At 54.8% G+C, this 14,243-nt stretch carries 12 protein-coding genes and 4 tRNA genes; 15 read left to right on the forward strand and 1 reads right to left on the reverse strand.

The features are described from left to right. The first annotated feature begins 11 nt into the window (after positions 1–11). The 14 genes from wecB to HC231_RS01350 all read left to right on the forward strand — a co-directional run bounded on the left by wecB (position 12) and on the right by HC231_RS01350 (position 12,082). Positions 12–1,154 carry a non-hydrolyzing UDP-N-acetylglucosamine 2-epimerase gene (wecB, locus tag HC231_RS01285; protein ID WP_208229388.1) on the forward strand — a complete coding sequence of 381 codons (1,143 nt, stop codon included), beginning with the start codon at positions 12–14 and terminating at the stop codon, positions 1,152–1,154. Further along, on the forward strand, positions 1,151–2,413 hold the full coding sequence (gene wecC / locus HC231_RS01290; RefSeq protein WP_208229389.1) for a UDP-N-acetyl-D-mannosamine dehydrogenase: 1,263 nt from the start codon (positions 1,151–1,153) through the stop codon (positions 2,411–2,413). The genes wecB and wecC overlap by 4 nt, the downstream gene beginning before the upstream one ends. Further along, positions 2,404–3,477 (forward strand): dTDP-glucose 4,6-dehydratase, encoded by a 1,074-nt coding sequence (gene rffG / locus HC231_RS01295; protein WP_208229390.1) that lies wholly within the window; start codon positions 2,404–2,406, stop codon positions 3,475–3,477. The genes wecC and rffG overlap by 10 nt, the downstream gene beginning before the upstream one ends. Before the next feature lie 72 nt (positions 3,478–3,549). Next, positions 3,550–4,293 carry a dTDP-4-amino-4,6-dideoxy-D-galactose acyltransferase gene (gene rffC, locus HC231_RS01300; RefSeq protein ID WP_425490502.1) on the forward strand — a complete coding sequence of 248 codons (744 nt, stop codon included), beginning with the start codon at positions 3,550–3,552 and terminating at the stop codon, positions 4,291–4,293. Positions 4,294–4,297: 4 nt separating this feature from the next. Then, positions 4,298–5,428 carry a dTDP-4-amino-4,6-dideoxygalactose transaminase gene (gene rffA / locus HC231_RS01305; protein WP_208229392.1) on the forward strand — a complete coding sequence of 377 codons (1,131 nt, stop codon included), beginning with the start codon at positions 4,298–4,300 and terminating at the stop codon, positions 5,426–5,428. A 1-nt stretch (position 5,429) separates the two neighbouring features. Beyond that, positions 5,430–6,680 (forward strand): lipid III flippase WzxE, encoded by a 1,251-nt coding sequence (wzxE, locus tag HC231_RS01310; protein ID WP_208229393.1) that lies wholly within the window; start codon positions 5,430–5,432, stop codon positions 6,678–6,680. Then, positions 6,677–7,762 (forward strand): TDP-N-acetylfucosamine:lipid II N-acetylfucosaminyltransferase, encoded by a 1,086-nt coding sequence (locus HC231_RS01315; RefSeq protein ID WP_208229394.1) that lies wholly within the window; start codon positions 6,677–6,679, stop codon positions 7,760–7,762. Before wzxE ends, HC231_RS01315 begins: the two co-directional genes overlap by 4 nt. Continuing rightward, a complete protein-coding gene (gene wzyE, locus HC231_RS01320; RefSeq protein ID WP_208229395.1) occupies positions 7,759–9,138 on the forward strand; it encodes an ECA oligosaccharide polymerase in 1,380 nt (459 codons plus the stop codon). Before HC231_RS01315 ends, wzyE begins: the two co-directional genes overlap by 4 nt. Before the next feature lie 11 nt (positions 9,139–9,149). Next, positions 9,150–9,890, forward strand: coding sequence for a lipopolysaccharide N-acetylmannosaminouronosyltransferase (wecG, locus tag HC231_RS01325; RefSeq protein ID WP_208229396.1), 741 nt, complete (start codon positions 9,150–9,152; stop codon positions 9,888–9,890). 179 nt (positions 9,891–10,069) lie between these two features. After that, entirely contained in the window at positions 10,070–11,461 is a 1,392-nt protein-coding gene (thrP, locus tag HC231_RS01330; protein WP_208229397.1) for a bifunctional threonine/serine APC transporter ThrP, read from the forward strand. A 139-nt stretch (positions 11,462–11,600) separates the two neighbouring features. Next, a tRNA-Arg gene (locus HC231_RS01335) sits at positions 11,601–11,677 on the forward strand. A 98-nt stretch (positions 11,678–11,775) separates the two neighbouring features. After that, positions 11,776–11,851: transfer RNA gene (locus tag HC231_RS01340), tRNA-His, on the forward strand. 22 nt (positions 11,852–11,873) lie between these two features. Next, positions 11,874–11,960: transfer RNA gene (locus tag HC231_RS01345), tRNA-Leu, on the forward strand. 45 nt (positions 11,961–12,005) lie between these two features. Continuing rightward, positions 12,006–12,082: transfer RNA gene (locus HC231_RS01350), tRNA-Pro, on the forward strand. 299 nt (positions 12,083–12,381) lie between these two features. On the opposite strand, the gene HC231_RS01355 is transcribed toward HC231_RS01350, so the two are convergent. Then, on the reverse strand, positions 12,382–12,606 hold the full coding sequence (locus tag HC231_RS01355; RefSeq protein WP_208229398.1) for a hypothetical protein: 225 nt from the start codon (positions 12,604–12,606) through the stop codon (positions 12,382–12,384). 404 nt (positions 12,607–13,010) lie between these two features. Here HC231_RS01355 and HC231_RS01360 point away from each other — a divergent pair, with 404 nt between their 5' ends. Then, a complete protein-coding gene (locus HC231_RS01360; RefSeq protein ID WP_208229399.1) occupies positions 13,011–14,168 on the forward strand; it encodes a M20 peptidase aminoacylase family protein in 1,158 nt (385 codons plus the stop codon). Positions 14,169–14,243: the final 75 nt, after the last annotated feature.

Genomic DNA, 14,243 nt, shown 5'->3' on the forward strand with positions numbered 1-14,243 from the left:
AGAGATTCACTGTGAAAGTGTTGACTGTTTTCGGCACCCGACCGGAGGCCATTAAAATGGCTCCGCTGGTTCGTGTTCTGGCTCAGGATGAAGCCTTTGAATCAAGAATTTGCGTGACGGCCCAGCATCGAGAAATGCTCGATCAGGTGTTGCGTTTGTTCGATATTACCCCTGATTATGATCTAAACATCATGCAGCCAGGCCAATCGCTCAGCGAGATATCCAGCCGGATCCTGAGGGGGCTTGAGCCCGTGATGGCGGAGTTTAAGCCCGATTTGGTACTGGTTCACGGCGATACCACCACGACATTGACGACCAGCCTGGCCGCGTTTTATCAACGTATTCCGGTTGGGCATGTCGAGGCCGGGCTGCGTACCGGCAATCTGTACTCGCCCTGGCCGGAGGAGGCCAACCGTAAGCTGACCGGGCATCTGGCGATGTTCCATTTCGCGCCGACGGAGAATTCCCGCCTGAATCTGCTGCGCGAACATTTATCGGACCGGCATATTTTCGTGACCGGGAATACGGTGATAGATGCGCTGTTCTGGGTTCGGGATCGCATCGTCAACGATGCGCAACTGCGCCGCAGTCTGGATGAAAAGTACGCCTTCCTGGATACCAGCAAAAAACTGATTCTGGTTACCGGACACCGGCGTGAAAGTTTTGGCGGGGGCTTTGAGCGCATATGCAGCGCGCTGGCGGATATCGCCCTGCGTCACCCGGAGGTTCAGATTGTTTATCCCGTCCATCTTAACCCGAACGTCAGCGAGCCGGTGAACCGCATCTTGAGTGGTATTGATAATGTGATGCTTATCGCGCCGCAGGATTACCTGCCGTTTGTTTATCTGATGAATCGTTCCTATATGATCCTGACGGATTCGGGAGGGATTCAGGAAGAGGCGCCGTCGTTGGGTAAGCCGGTACTGGTTATGCGCGATACCACCGAACGCCCCGAGGCGGTGGAAGCGGGTACGGTCAGGCTGGTGGGAACGGATGTGGTAAAAATTGTCGATACCGTTTCTCAATTACTGACGGATGAAAATGAATATCAGGCCATGAGCCGGGCGCATAATCCTTATGGTGACGGCCATGCTTGCCAACGCATTGTCGATGCGATTAAAAATTATCAAAAGAATCATCAGGTGACGCCATGAGTTTTGACACGATTTCGGTTATCGGGCTGGGTTACATCGGTTTACCGACCGCGGCCGCATTTGCTTCGCGTAAGAAGAACGTGATCGGCATTGATGTGAATAAACAGACGGTAGAAACCATTAACCGGGGCGAAATTCACATTATTGAGCCGGATCTGGATACTTTAGTCAAAGTCGCGGTTGAAAACGGCTATTTACAGGCGCTGAACAAACCGGTGGCGGCGGATGCTTTTTTGATTGCCGTTCCGACGCCGTTCAAGGGCGACCACGAACCGGACATGGCCTATGTGCAGGCGGCGGCGGAGTCTATCGCGCCGGTCCTGAAAAAAGGCGATCTGATTATTCTGGAATCGACGTCGCCCGTCGGCACGACAGAGCAAATGGCCGAGTGGCTGGCGCAGGCTCGGACGGATTTAACCTTCCCGCAGCAGGCCGGGGAAGCCGCCGATATCAATATCGCTTACTGCCCGGAGCGGGTGCTGCCTGGAAAGGTCGTGGTTGAACTGATTAAAAACGATCGGGTGATCGGCGGAATGACCGCGGCGTGTTCGGCCCGCGCGAGCGAACTGTACAAAATCTTTCTTGAAGGTGAGTGTGTGATTACTAACTCGCGCACTGCCGAAATGTGTAAGCTGACGGAAAATAGCTTTCGTGACGTAAATATCGCGTTCGCCAATGAGCTGTCGCTGATCTGCGCGGAACAAAATATTAACGTATGGGAGCTTATCCGATTGGCAAACCGCCATCCTCGCGTCAATATTCTGCAACCGGGTCCTGGCGTCGGCGGACACTGCATTGCGGTTGACCCCTGGTTTATCGTTGCGCAGAATCCGCAGCAGGCGCGGTTGATCCATACGGCCAGGCTAGTCAATGATGGCAAGCCGCTATGGGTCGTCGATCGGGTAAAAACGGCCGTCGCGGATTATCTGGCCCAAACGGATAAACGCGCCAGCGAAGTGACGGTTGCCTGCTTTGGTCTGGCGTTTAAGCCGGACATTGATGATTTACGTGAAAGCCCGGCAGTGGAAATCACGCAAATGATCGCGCAGTGGAACACAGGCGCCACGCTGGTGGTGGAGCCTAACGTCAGGCAACTGCCGGCGGCATTGGCGGGGCAGGTAGAGCTGGTTGATATCGCCAGCGCGCTGCGGGATGCCGATGTACTGGTCATGTTGGTCGATCACCGTCAGTTCAAAGCCGTTGACCCCGCGGATATTAAACAAAATTGGGTTGTTGATACAAAAGGAGTATGGCGTTGAAACGTATATTAATCACCGGTGGAGCCGGGTTTATTGGTTCGGCTTTAGTCAGGCATATTATTACCGAGACGCCAAACAGCGTGGTGGTGGTGGATAAACTCACCTATGCCGGCAACTTATCCTCTCTGACTCCGGTAGCAGACAGCGCCCGTTTCGCTTTTGAACAGGTTGATATTTGCGATCGCGCGGCGTTGGATAAGGTGTTTGCCGAGTATCAGCCGGCCATGGTGATGCATTTGGCGGCGGAAAGTCACGTCGATCGTTCCATCGACGGCCCGGCTGCGTTTATCGAAACCAACATAGTGGGTACTTACACGCTGTTGGAAGCGGCCCGCCATTACTGGCAAGGCATGGAGCCCGCGGAAAAAGCGGCGTTCCGTTTCCACCATATTTCCACGGATGAAGTGTTCGGCGATCTGCACGGCACGGACGATCTATTTACCGAAACCACGCCTTATGCGCCAAGCAGCCCCTATTCGGCTTCCAAAGCGTCGAGCGATCACCTGGTTCGCGCCTGGCTGCGCACCTATGGACTGCCGACCATTATCACCAACTGTTCCAATAACTACGGCCCTTATCACTTCCCTGAAAAGCTGATCCCGCTGGTGATTCTGAATGCCGTTGCCGGCAAACCGCTGCCGGTGTATGGCGATGGCGCGCAGATCCGCGACTGGCTGTTCGTCGAAGATCACGCCCGCGCGCTGTATAAGGTGGTGACGGAAGGCGTCGTTGGGGAAACCTACAACATTGGCGGCCATAACGAACGCAAGAATATTGAAGTGGTGCAAACGATCTGTGATTTGCTGGAAGAGCTGGCGCCGAATAAGCCGGCGGGCGTACAGCACTATCGCGATTTAATCACTTATGTTAAAGACCGTCCCGGTCATGATATGCGTTACGCCATTGATGCCGGCAAAATTGAACGCGAGCTCGGCTGGCGCCCGCAAGAAACGTTTGAAAGCGGGATGAAAAAAACCGTGAGCTGGTATCTGAATAATGAAAAATGGTGGCGCAGCGTGCAGGATGGATCTTATACCGGCGAACGGTTAGGTCTGAATAGCTAATCAGGCTGTTCGCGCCTGTGAGCGTGGTGTACCGGAGCAAGTATCCCCTGCATCTTGAAATCTATTGGGTAGATGACAGATATGACGCTTTCTGTAGCAACACGCTCATCGGCGTGCATCCATGCCAGTATTGAACCGTTGGATTGGGAAAGCCGTTTTTTCAATCTTGCCAGCGGTAAGCTGAATTTTTCACCGGCGGCGCCCGCGCTCACGCCGGAGCGGCTGAATGACTTCGCGCTGACGCAGGCGAAAATAGCGGCGGATAATATGCCGCTGGCCGATGCGTTGGCGGATTTCGGTTTTCGTCTGGCCGAGGGGGAAGTCGATCTCTGCCTGTCGCTGGCCGATGCGCCGGCGGCGGACGTTCCGCTTCAGCCGAGGATTGCCGGCGGCGGCGATATCCCGGCGTTGCGCGCCGCCGCCGCACAGGTTTTCGCGTTGAGCCGTTTTCGCGCCCCCTGGTATCGGCCTGAAGACAGCGGACGTTTCTATGCCCAGTGGGTGGAAAATGCGGTGCGCGGCACCTTTGATCATCAGTGTCTGCTGCTTGAGAGCGCCGCCGGGCAGCCGCTGGGATGGGTGACGCTGCGTCAGTTGAATGAATCGGAAGCCCGTATCGGGCTGCTGGCCGCCTGGCCTGGAGCAACGGCGCGCGGCATCGGCGCGCGGCTGATGTCGGTGGCCGAAGCCTGGTGCCGGCGGCAGGGCGTGCAACGTTTATGGGTCGCGACGCAGGCAGGCAATGTGGCGGCCCTTCGTCTTTATCTTCGTCGCGGTGCCAGAGTTGAGAGCACGGCCTATTGGTTATACAGGTGATCACATGATTCCGTTTAATGCGCCACCGATCGTGGGTACTGAACTCGATTATATGCAGGCTGCCATGAGCAGCGGTAAATTGTGCGGCGACGGCGGCTTTACCCGCCGCTGCCAGCAGTGGCTGGAGCACTACTCCGGCAGCGCCAAAGTGCTGCTGACGCCATCCTGCACCGCGTCGCTGGAAATGGCGGCGATTTTGCTGGATATCAAACCCGGCGATGAAGTCATTATGCCGAGTTACACGTTTGTCTCCACCGCCAATGCCTTTGTGCTGCGCGGCGCCCGCATCGTGTTTGTCGATATTCGACCGGACACCATGAATATCGATGAAACGAAAATCGAAGCGGCGATTAGCGATAAAACCCGCGTTATCGTTCCGGTTCACTATGCCGGCGTGGCCTGCGAGATGGATGTCATCATGGCGCTGGCGAAGAAATACGACCTGTTTGTCGTCGAAGACGCCGCGCAGGGCATGATGTCCAGCTATAAGGGCCGGGCGCTAGGCTCCATCGGCCATATCGGTTGTTTCAGTTTCCACGAAACCAAAAACTACACCTCTGGCGGCGAGGGCGGCGCAACGCTGATTAACGACGCCAAACTGATCGATCGCGCGGAAATCGTGCGGGAAAAAGGCACCAACCGCAGTCAGTTCTTTCGCGGTCAGGTAGACAAATATACCTGGCGGGATATCGGCTCCAGCTATTTAATGGCGGATATTCAGGCCGCTTATCTGTGGGCGCAGTTGGAGGCGGCAAAGCAGATTAACGATCGCCGTTTACGCCTGTGGCAAAACTATCTGGCGGCTTTCAAACCGTTGGCGGACGCCGGACGCATCGCCTTGCCGTCGGTGCCGGCAAACTGCGTTCACAACGCGCACATGTTTTATATCAAGCTGCGCGATGCGCAAGATCGTTCCGCCTTCATCAGTCATATGAAAGAGGCCGAGATCCTGACGGTGTTTCACTATATTCCGCTGCATGAATGTCCCGCCGGCATCAATTTCGGCCGCTTTTCAGGCGACGATCGCTACACCACGCAGGAAAGCGAACGTTTGGTGCGGCTGCCGCTGTTCTATAATCTGACTGACGTTAATCAGCGTACGGTGATCAATAGCATCCTGAGTTTCTTTTTCTGATATGTCGCTGGCGAAAGCATCAATATGGACGGCCGGCTCCACGCTGATAAAAATCGGCGTGGGGCTGATAGTCGTCAAACTGCTGGCGGTGACGTTCGGCCCCGGCGGTGTCGGGCAGGCGGGGAATTTCCGCCAGTTGATCACGGTATTGGGCGTGTTGTCCGGCGCGGGGATTTTTAACGGCGTCACCAAATATGTCGCGGAATACCATCAACGGCCGGAGCGGCTGACGCCGTTGCTGGGCACGTCTGTTTCGCTGGTGTTGGGGTTTTCCTCGCTGCTGGCCGCGGTGTTCTTGTTTGCCGCCGCGCCGATAGCCAATGCGCTGTTCGGGCATGAGGAATACCGCGATGTGATCCGCGCGCTGGCGTTTATCCAGATGGGGATTGCCTATGCCAACCTGTTTCTGGCGATCCTGAAAGGCTACCGCGATGCGGTGGGAAACGCTCTGGCGGTGATCGGCGGCAGCCTGATCGGCCTGGTCGCCTATTGGCTGTGCTTTATGCTGGGAGGGTACGCCGGCGCGTTGGCCGGGTTGGCGCTGGTGCCCGCGCTGGTGGTATTGCCTGCCGCCGTGCTGATGCGGCGGCGCACGCCGTTATCCTGGCGGGCGTTAAAACCGGCCTGGGACAACGCCATCGCCGGGGATCTCGGCAAGTTTACCCTGATGGCGCTGATGACGGCGGTCACGCTGCCGGTGGCTTATATCATGATGCGTAATCTGCTGGCGGAACACTATAGCTGGGAAGAGGTCGGCATTTGGCAGGGCGTCAGCACGATTTCAGATGCCTACCTGCAGTTCATTACCGCGTCGTTCACCGTATATCTGCTGCCGACGCTATCGCGCCTGACGGATAAAAGCGCGCTGTCTGCGGAAATCGTCCGCTCGCTGAAATTTGTGTTGCCGGTGGTGGCGGGCGTCAGTTTTTGCGTCTGGCTGCTGCGTGACTTCGCTATCTGGCTGCTGTTCTCCAGCCAGTTTACCGCCATGAGGGAGCTATTCGTCTGGCAGCTGGCGGGCGACGTAATGAAAGTGGGCGCTTACGTCTTTGGTTATTTGGTGATTGCCAAGGCCGCGTTGCGCTTTTATCTGCTTACCGAAGTCAGCCAGTTCATATTGCTCACGGGGTTTGCCCGCTGGCTGATTCCCGTTAATGGCGCGTTGGGCGCCGCGCAGGCTTATATGGCGACCTATCTGGTCTATTTTTTGCTTTGTTGTAGCGTATTCATTATTTACCGTAGGCGAGCATGACGACACTGATTCATGTCCTGGGAGCGGATATCCCACACCATAACCAGACGGTTTTACGTTTCTTTAACGATACGCTGGCGGCTGTTTTGCCGGAGCGGCAGGTGCGTAATTTTATGCTGGTTGCTCGTGACGCGCCGCCGCAATCCGATTTTCCCGCGCTGAACATTGCAACCTATGCGGATAAAAAAACGCTGGCTCAGGCAGCGATCGCCAAAGCCAGAGCCGATCGAAACACGCGTTTCTTTCTGCACGGGCAGTTTAATCCCACGCTGTGGCTGGCGTTGCTGAGCGGCGCCATCAAGCCTGAGCAAGTTTACTGGCATATCTGGGGCGCGGATTTGTACGAAGAGGCGAACGGCCTGAAATACCGGCTGTTTTATCTGATGCGGCGTCTTGCCCAAAACCGCATCGGCCATGTGTTCGCAACGCGGGGAGACCTGACTTATTATCAGCAGCGGCATCGCCGCGTGCCGGCATCGTTGCTTTATTTCCCGACGCGGATGGATCCCGATTTAACCGGGCTGGAGGTGAAGAAGCCGTTGGCCGGCCCGATGACGATTCTGGTGGGGAACTCCGGCGATCGCACCAACCGCCATCAGGAGGCGTTGCGCGCCATCCATAAGCAGTTCGGCGGCAATGTGCGGGTGATTGTGCCTATGGGCTATCCCGCCAATAACGGGCATTATATTGCGCAGGTAGAGAAAGAAGGACTGGCGCTGTTTGGCATTAAAAACTTTCAGCTATTGAAAGAGCAACTGGCGTTTGGCGACTACCTGAACATGTTGCGCACCTGTGATTTAGGTTACTTTATTTTTGACCGTCAGCAGGGCATCGGCACGCTGTGCCTGTTGATCCAGTTTGGCGTTCCTTTTGTTATCAGCCGTCAGAACCCGTTTTGGCAGGATTTGACGGAGCAGCATCTGCCGGTGCTGTTTTATGGCGATAGTCTGGATGAGGCATTGGTCCGCGAGGCTCAGCGCCAGTTGGCTACCGTTGATAAGCACCGGATCGCGTTCTTTAACCCCAACTATCTGCAAGGCTGGCGGCAGGCTCTGGCGCTGGCGGTGGGAGAACCAGCATGACACAGGGACAATTCGGTGGCTTGTTAGTGGTTTACCTCATTTCGGTTATTTTTATCCTGACGTTGACCTGGCAGGAGTTCCGGCGCGTGCGTTTTAACTTCAACGTCTTGTTCTCGCTGCTTTATTTATTAACGTTCTACTTCGGTTTTCCGTTTACCTGCATATTGGCGTTTCGTTTTGGCGTCGACGTGGTTCCCGTTTCCTATTTGCTCCAGGCGCTGCTTTCCGCCACGGCGTTTTACGCTATCTATTATGTCAGCTATAAAACCCGTTTACGCAAAGCGACGGCATCAACTCGCCCGACGTTTCTTACCATCAATCGGGTGGAAGCCAATCTGACCTGGATACTGCTGGCGCTGATCGCGATAGCCACCGTCGGCATGTTTTTTCTCAATAATGGTTTTTTGCTGTTTAAATTACGCTCTTATAGCCAGATTTTTTCCAGCGAAGTGTCCGGCGTGGCGTTGAAGCGCTTTTTCTACTTCTTTATTCCGGCCATGCTGGTGGTATATTTCCTGCGGCAAACGCAGCGGGCCTGGCTGTTGTTTCTCATCGGCACGGTGGCATTCGGCATGCTGACTTATGTCATCGTCGGCGGTACCCGGGCGAACGTCATTATCGCCTTTGCCCTGTTTCTGTTTATCGGCATTGTGCGCGGGTGGATCACCTTGTGGATGCTGGCCGCAGCCGGCATGTTCGGCGTGGTGGGGATGTTCTGGCTGGCGCTTAAGCGCTATGGCATGGATGTCAGCGGCGACGAGGCGTTTTATACCTTCCTGTATCTGACCCGCGACACCTTTTCCCCCTGGGAGAATCTGGCGCTGTTGTGGCAGAGCTACGATAAGATCGAATTTCAGGGATTAGCGCCGATTGTCCGTGATTTCTACGTGTTTATTCCTTCCTGGCTATGGCCGGGACGCCCTAATCTGGTATTGAACAGCGCCAACTACTTTACCTGGGAAGTGTTGAACAACCATTCCGGGCTGGCGATTTCCCCAACGTTATTAGGTTCGCTGGTGGTGATGGGCGGCGTGCTGTTCATTCCACTCGGCGCGATCGCCGTAGGATTGATTATCAAATGGTTTGATTGGGTTTATGACCTGGGCAGAAACGACCCTAACCGTTACAAGGCCGCGATTCTGCAAGCATTTTGTTTCGGGGCGGTATTCAATATCATTGTGCTGACGCGCGAAGGCGTTGATGCCTTTGTCTCCCGCGTGGTGTTTTTCTGCCTGATCTTCGGCTTGTGTCTGCTAATTGCGAAACTACTGTATTGGCTGTTGGAAAGCGCCGGGTTGATCCGGCAGCGGTTATTCATCCCCCGGCCTGACGTCGTGCCGCCTGCGCCCACATCTCCTACGCGCGGCGTGCTGTAACAGGATTTAACATGGAAGCAAAAGAGCATATTCCCGCCTATTTAATCCGCGGCTTTTCTATTTACGGCTTTCGCCATATGGAGCAGTTTGTCGATTATCTGTTCAGCGGCGATCGGGTCGCTGCGGGGACGCTGGTCGCCATCAATGCTGAAAAGGTGTTGGCGGCGGAGAAAGATACGGCGCTGCGAACGCTGCTGGATGAAGCTGAATATAAATACGCGGACGGCATTAGCATCGTCCGCTCCATCCGCCGTAAATATCCCCAGGCGGACGTTAGACGGATTGCCGGCGCGGATCTATGGGAAGCGTTAATGCAACGCGCGGGTGAAAAGGGGACGCCGGTTTTTCTGGTGGGCGGTAAGCCGGAAGTGCTGGCGCAGACGGAAACCAAACTGCGGGCGCAGTGGAAGGTGAATATCGTCGGCGCTCAGGACGGTTATTTCGCGCCCGAGCGGCGTGACGCGCTGTTTGAGCGGATCCGCGCCAGCGGCGCGCAAATTGTTACCGTGGCGATGGGGTCGCCCCGGCAGGAAATTCTGATGAGAGACTGCCGCCGGTATTATCCCGATGCGCTCTATATGGGCGTCGGCGGAACCTATGACGTGTTTACCGGCCATGTGAAGCGCGCGCCGCTGGTTTGGCAGAATGCGGGGCTGGAGTGGCTCTACCGTTTGCTGGATCAGCCCAGCCGAATTACTCGTCAGCTTAAGCTACTGAAATATCTTGCTTATCACTACAGCGGGCGTCTGTAACCGGCCCCGCGCGTCAGACCTAAGGTGTTATTCCGACCCGCAATATTGTATCTTCACGTCCGCTAATATAACAACAGCGCTTCCTGACCCTATAGCGAGAGCCGGATGACCCATAACAACAATAACTGGTAATAAAATAAACAGCCGGAGCAAATACAACATATAAGGACAGAAGATTTATGGCAGAAGATATACAACAGGACAAACTCCATAGAGGGTTAGAGGCAAGACATATTGAGCTGATTGCGCTGGGCGGAACAATTGGCGTCGGGTTATTTATGGGGGCCGCCAGTGCGTTGAAGTGGGCCGGGCCGTCTGTTTTGCTGGCTTACATCACCGCCGGGATATTTGTTTTCTTTATCATGCGCTCAATGGGCGAAATGCTGTATACGGAGCCGGTAGCCGGCTCCTTCGCCGTCTATGCCCATAAGTACTTGAGCCCTTTTTTCGGCTACCTCACCGCCTGGAGTTATTGGTTTATGTGGATGGCGGTCGGGATTTCGGAGATCACGGCGATCGGCGTTTATGTCCAGTTCTGGTTTCCCGAGTTGCCGCAATGGATACCCGCGATAGCCGCGGTCGTATTAGTGGCGGCCGCCAATCTGGCTGCGGTCCGACTGTACGGTGAAATCGAGTTCTGGTTTGCGATGATTAAAATCACCACCATCATCGCCATGATTGTCGTTGGGCTAGGGGTGATTTTCTTTGGCTTCGGCAACCATGGGCAGGCGACCGGGTTTGCCAATCTGACGGCGCACGGCGGTTTCCTGGCCGGCGGATGGAAAGGTCTGCTGTTTGCGTTGTGTCTGGTGGTCGCGTCTTACCAGGGGGTGGAACTGGTCGGGATCACGGCTGGAGAAGCGAAGAACCCGCAGGTGACATTGAAACGCGCCATCAACAATATCTTGTGGCGCATCCTGATTTTCTATGTCGGGGCGATATTTGTCATCGTGACGATTTTCCCGTGGAATGAAATCGGCACCTCCGGCAGCCCGTTTGTGCTGACCTTTGCGAAAATCGGCATCACCGCCGCGGCGGGAATTATCAACTTTGTCGTTTTGACCGCCGCGCTATCCGGCTGCAACAGCGGCATGTACAGCTGCGGGCGCATGCTCTATTCACTGGCCAACAACCGCCAGCTTCCGGCATGGCTGGGAAAAGTCACCCCTAGCGGCGTGCCGGTGGGCGGCGTTGCGATCTCGATTATCTGCCTGATGGCTGGCTCGCTGCTTAACTACATTCTTCCCAATCCGGAGAAGGTGTTTGTGTATGTCTATAGCGCCAGCGTGTTGCCCGGTATGATCCCGTGGTTCGTGGTGTTGATCAGCCAGATTCGTTTCCGCGAGCATCATCGCGCCGCGCTGGCCGCGCATCCGTTCAAATCGGTGCTATTTCCCTGGGTGAACTATCTGACCATGGCATTTTTGCTGTGTGTGCTGGTGGGGATGTATATCAACATCGATACCCGGATGTCGCTGGTGGTCGGTATGGTATTTCTGGCTTTCGTCACTCTTTGCTATTTTGTCCTGGGATTGGGCAGAAAACAGGCGATGATAGGGGCTAAATCGTAACGTCTGAGGGAGGGGGATACGGATTTGTATGTTATTTGACTTGAAATGAGCAAAGCATAAGCAAACGCATCATTTCGATGAAAAAGCACTAGACAGGCACCCGTTAAATCCGTAGTATCCCCTCCCGCAACGGCGCATAGCGCCCGTAGCTCAGCTGGATAGAGCGCTGCCCTCCGGAGGCAGAGGTCTCAGGTTCGAATCCTGTCGGGCGCACCACTAAGTTGTGTGCAAGAGCTGCGGTGGTACTTTTACCCCGTAAAGAAGGTAGTACCCGTCTCAATATAGCAGTAAAAAGCAGTGATGCGTGGTGTATGGTGGCTATAGCTCAGTTGGTAGAGCCCTGGATTGTGATTCCAGTTGTCGTGGGTTCGAGTCCCATTAGCCACCCCAGATTTAGATGTTTGTGAGTTATGCGAAGGTGGCGGAATTGGTAGACGCGCTAGCTTCAGGTGTTAGTGTCTTAACGGACGTGAGGGTTCAAGTCCCTCTCTTCGCACCACACAAACAAAGCATTAGTGATGCTTAAGTAATAAAGCAGTACATTCGGCGAGTAGCGCAGCTTGGTAGCGCAACTGGTTTGGGACCAGTGGGTCGGAGGTTCGAATCCTCTCTCGCCGACCAAATTCAAAGGAAAGCATATCGAAAGATGTGCTTTTTTTTCGTCTCTTCATTAATGCTTCGCCACGACATCCGTGCTTTGTTTAACGGCGCCGCTTATTTTCACCGGCATCTGTTCCGCCGTATAACCATCCGCCGTTGAGATTACCCATCTGCCGCTTTCCGCGCGAATGGCATCTGATGCATAGCTATTCATCCGATGGCGGCAATGTCGTAACGGCGGGGATTATGATGTGGGATAAAATCGGTCAGCCGGGCCACCGAATGCCAGACCTTGATAACGCTTTCCATGTCTAGATCAATTAGTCTTTCAGCTTATATCGACCAAATAATCCGCCAATAATCCCTCCTCCCACGATACATAAACACATACCGATAAAGAATATTGTGGCATTGAGTGACATTTGATCTTCGCCATATATTGGACCGACAAAATAATCAGTAATAGATGGAAATAAAACGAGCATAATAACACCACCCAACACTGAGCCACACAGAATAAAAATCAGTAATTTCATTGCTTTCATATAACTTTCCAAAACCAGATTTCTTTGGCGTTAAAAGAATCACTGAATCGGCCTTTCCCAACTAATTCCCCACTGTATGCGTAGGTAACTGGATTTTGTGGTTAACCTTGTGCCGTTCCATAAATCAATATGGCCGCCCGATCTGTTGGCAAATGATTCATTACCCCGTCGCGCCAGTTCCCCTACCTGAATCAACATTGCTGCTCCTCCTTCTCCACAGACCGTCACGTTACGTGAGGGTCAAACAAAAAGCTAAAAAAACGGCTCATGCAGGGGGGGATGCTATTTTCGCGGCCAGCGGCGGATCGGGTGATCTTTATGGCGGATGGCAATATGATGGAGCAAGCGCCTGCGAAGATAAGCCATTCGGTTAGTCAGGCTGGACTGCATAGAAGAGAGAACCCATGAAAGCAGCACCTCAGCATGAGCATCTGGCTCAATTTATTCAGGCGTTCCGGCACGATCTGCATCGGCACCCCGAATTATCCAATCAGGAGTTTGAAACCACCCGGAAGATCAGGGCGGTATTGGAAAAAGAAGGCATCCGCATCCTTGAACTGCCGCTGAAAACCGGCCTGGTGGCCGAAGTCGGCGGACGGCAGGACGGGCCGCTGGTGGTTGTGCGCTCGGATATTGATGCGCTGCCGATTGAAGAAGAGTCCGGCGTGGAATATAGCTCCGCCAACCAGGGCGTAATGCACGCCTGCGGGCATGATTTTCATGCTTCCGCCGCGCTGGGGGCCGCTATTTTGTTGAAGAAAGTCGAGTCCGAATTAAAAGGCCGCGTGCGTATTCTGTTCCAGGCGGCCGAGGAAACGGGATTGGGCGCGCCCAATGTTATTGCCAGCGGAGCGCTGGACGATGCGACGGCGATTTTTGGCATTCACAACGATCCGACGTTGCCGGTTGGCGTGATTGGCGGCAAAGATGGCGCGCTGACGGCGGGCGTGGACCGCTTTGAAATCAACATCGCGGCGAAAGGCTGTCATGCGGCGAAACCGCACGAAGGGAACGACCCAATCATTATCCTGGGGCAGATTATTGCTACCGTTCAAACCATTATCAGCCGTACCGTGCCCTCGGATAATAACGCGGTGGTGTCGATCACGCAGGTGCACAGCGGCAGTACCTGGAACGTTATTCCCGACACCGCCTATATGGAAGGCACCGTCAGAACCTTCAGTCAGGCTACGCGTGAGCTGATTGAGCAGCGCCTCCGGCAAATCGTCGCGGGCATCGCCGGCACGTTCGGCGCTGAAATCGAGCTGATCTGGCATGCCGGGCCGCCCTCGGTGGTCAACACTGCGCAGTGGGTCGATTTTGCGCTCAAGGTGGCGGATGACGAAGGGTTCGAGGCGCGGCGCATTGAAGCCAGCCCGATCGGCGAAGATTTTGCTTTTTATCAGCAGAAGCTGCCGGGGGCTTTCATGATGGTGGGATCCGGCGGCCCTTATGCGCTGCATCATCCCAAATTCCGCGTGGATGACCGCGCGCTGTTCCCTACGGCCCACTATCTTTACCAGATGGCGAAGCAAAGTCTGGAACAGCTAACGCCCCGTTGAGCGTATACGCCATACCGGTGAACTATCGGCCTGCATCAACACTGTCGTCGTGGAAAAGAGACAGGTAATTCACTG

Source organism: Brenneria izadpanahii (assembly GCF_017569925.1).
Classification (GTDB): Bacteria; Pseudomonadota; Gammaproteobacteria; order Enterobacterales; family Enterobacteriaceae; genus Brenneria; species Brenneria izadpanahii.

Coding starts and splice junctions, on each gene's coding strand:
- wecC (WP_208229389.1), top strand. CDS start 1,151: ATGAGTTTTGACACGATTTCGGTTATCGGGCTGGGTTACATCGGTTTA.
- HC231_RS01355 (WP_208229398.1), bottom strand. CDS start 12,606: ATGAAAGCAATGAAATTACTGATTTTTATTCTGTGTGGCTCAGTGTTG.
- HC231_RS01360 (WP_208229399.1), top strand. CDS start 13,011: ATGAAAGCAGCACCTCAGCATGAGCATCTGGCTCAATTTATTCAGGCG.
- rffA (WP_208229392.1), top strand. CDS start 4,298: ATGATTCCGTTTAATGCGCCACCGATCGTGGGTACTGAACTCGATTAT.
- wzyE (WP_208229395.1), top strand. CDS start 7,759: ATGACACAGGGACAATTCGGTGGCTTGTTAGTGGTTTACCTCATTTCG.
- thrP (WP_208229397.1), top strand. CDS start 10,070: ATGGCAGAAGATATACAACAGGACAAACTCCATAGAGGGTTAGAGGCA.
- HC231_RS01315 (WP_208229394.1), top strand. CDS start 6,677: ATGACGACACTGATTCATGTCCTGGGAGCGGATATCCCACACCATAAC.
- wzxE (WP_208229393.1), top strand. CDS start 5,430: ATGTCGCTGGCGAAAGCATCAATATGGACGGCCGGCTCCACGCTGATA.
- wecG (WP_208229396.1), top strand. CDS start 9,150: ATGGAAGCAAAAGAGCATATTCCCGCCTATTTAATCCGCGGCTTTTCT.
- rffG (WP_208229390.1), top strand. CDS start 2,404: ATGGCGTTGAAACGTATATTAATCACCGGTGGAGCCGGGTTTATTGGT.
- rffC (WP_425490502.1), top strand. CDS start 3,550: ATGACAGATATGACGCTTTCTGTAGCAACACGCTCATCGGCGTGCATC.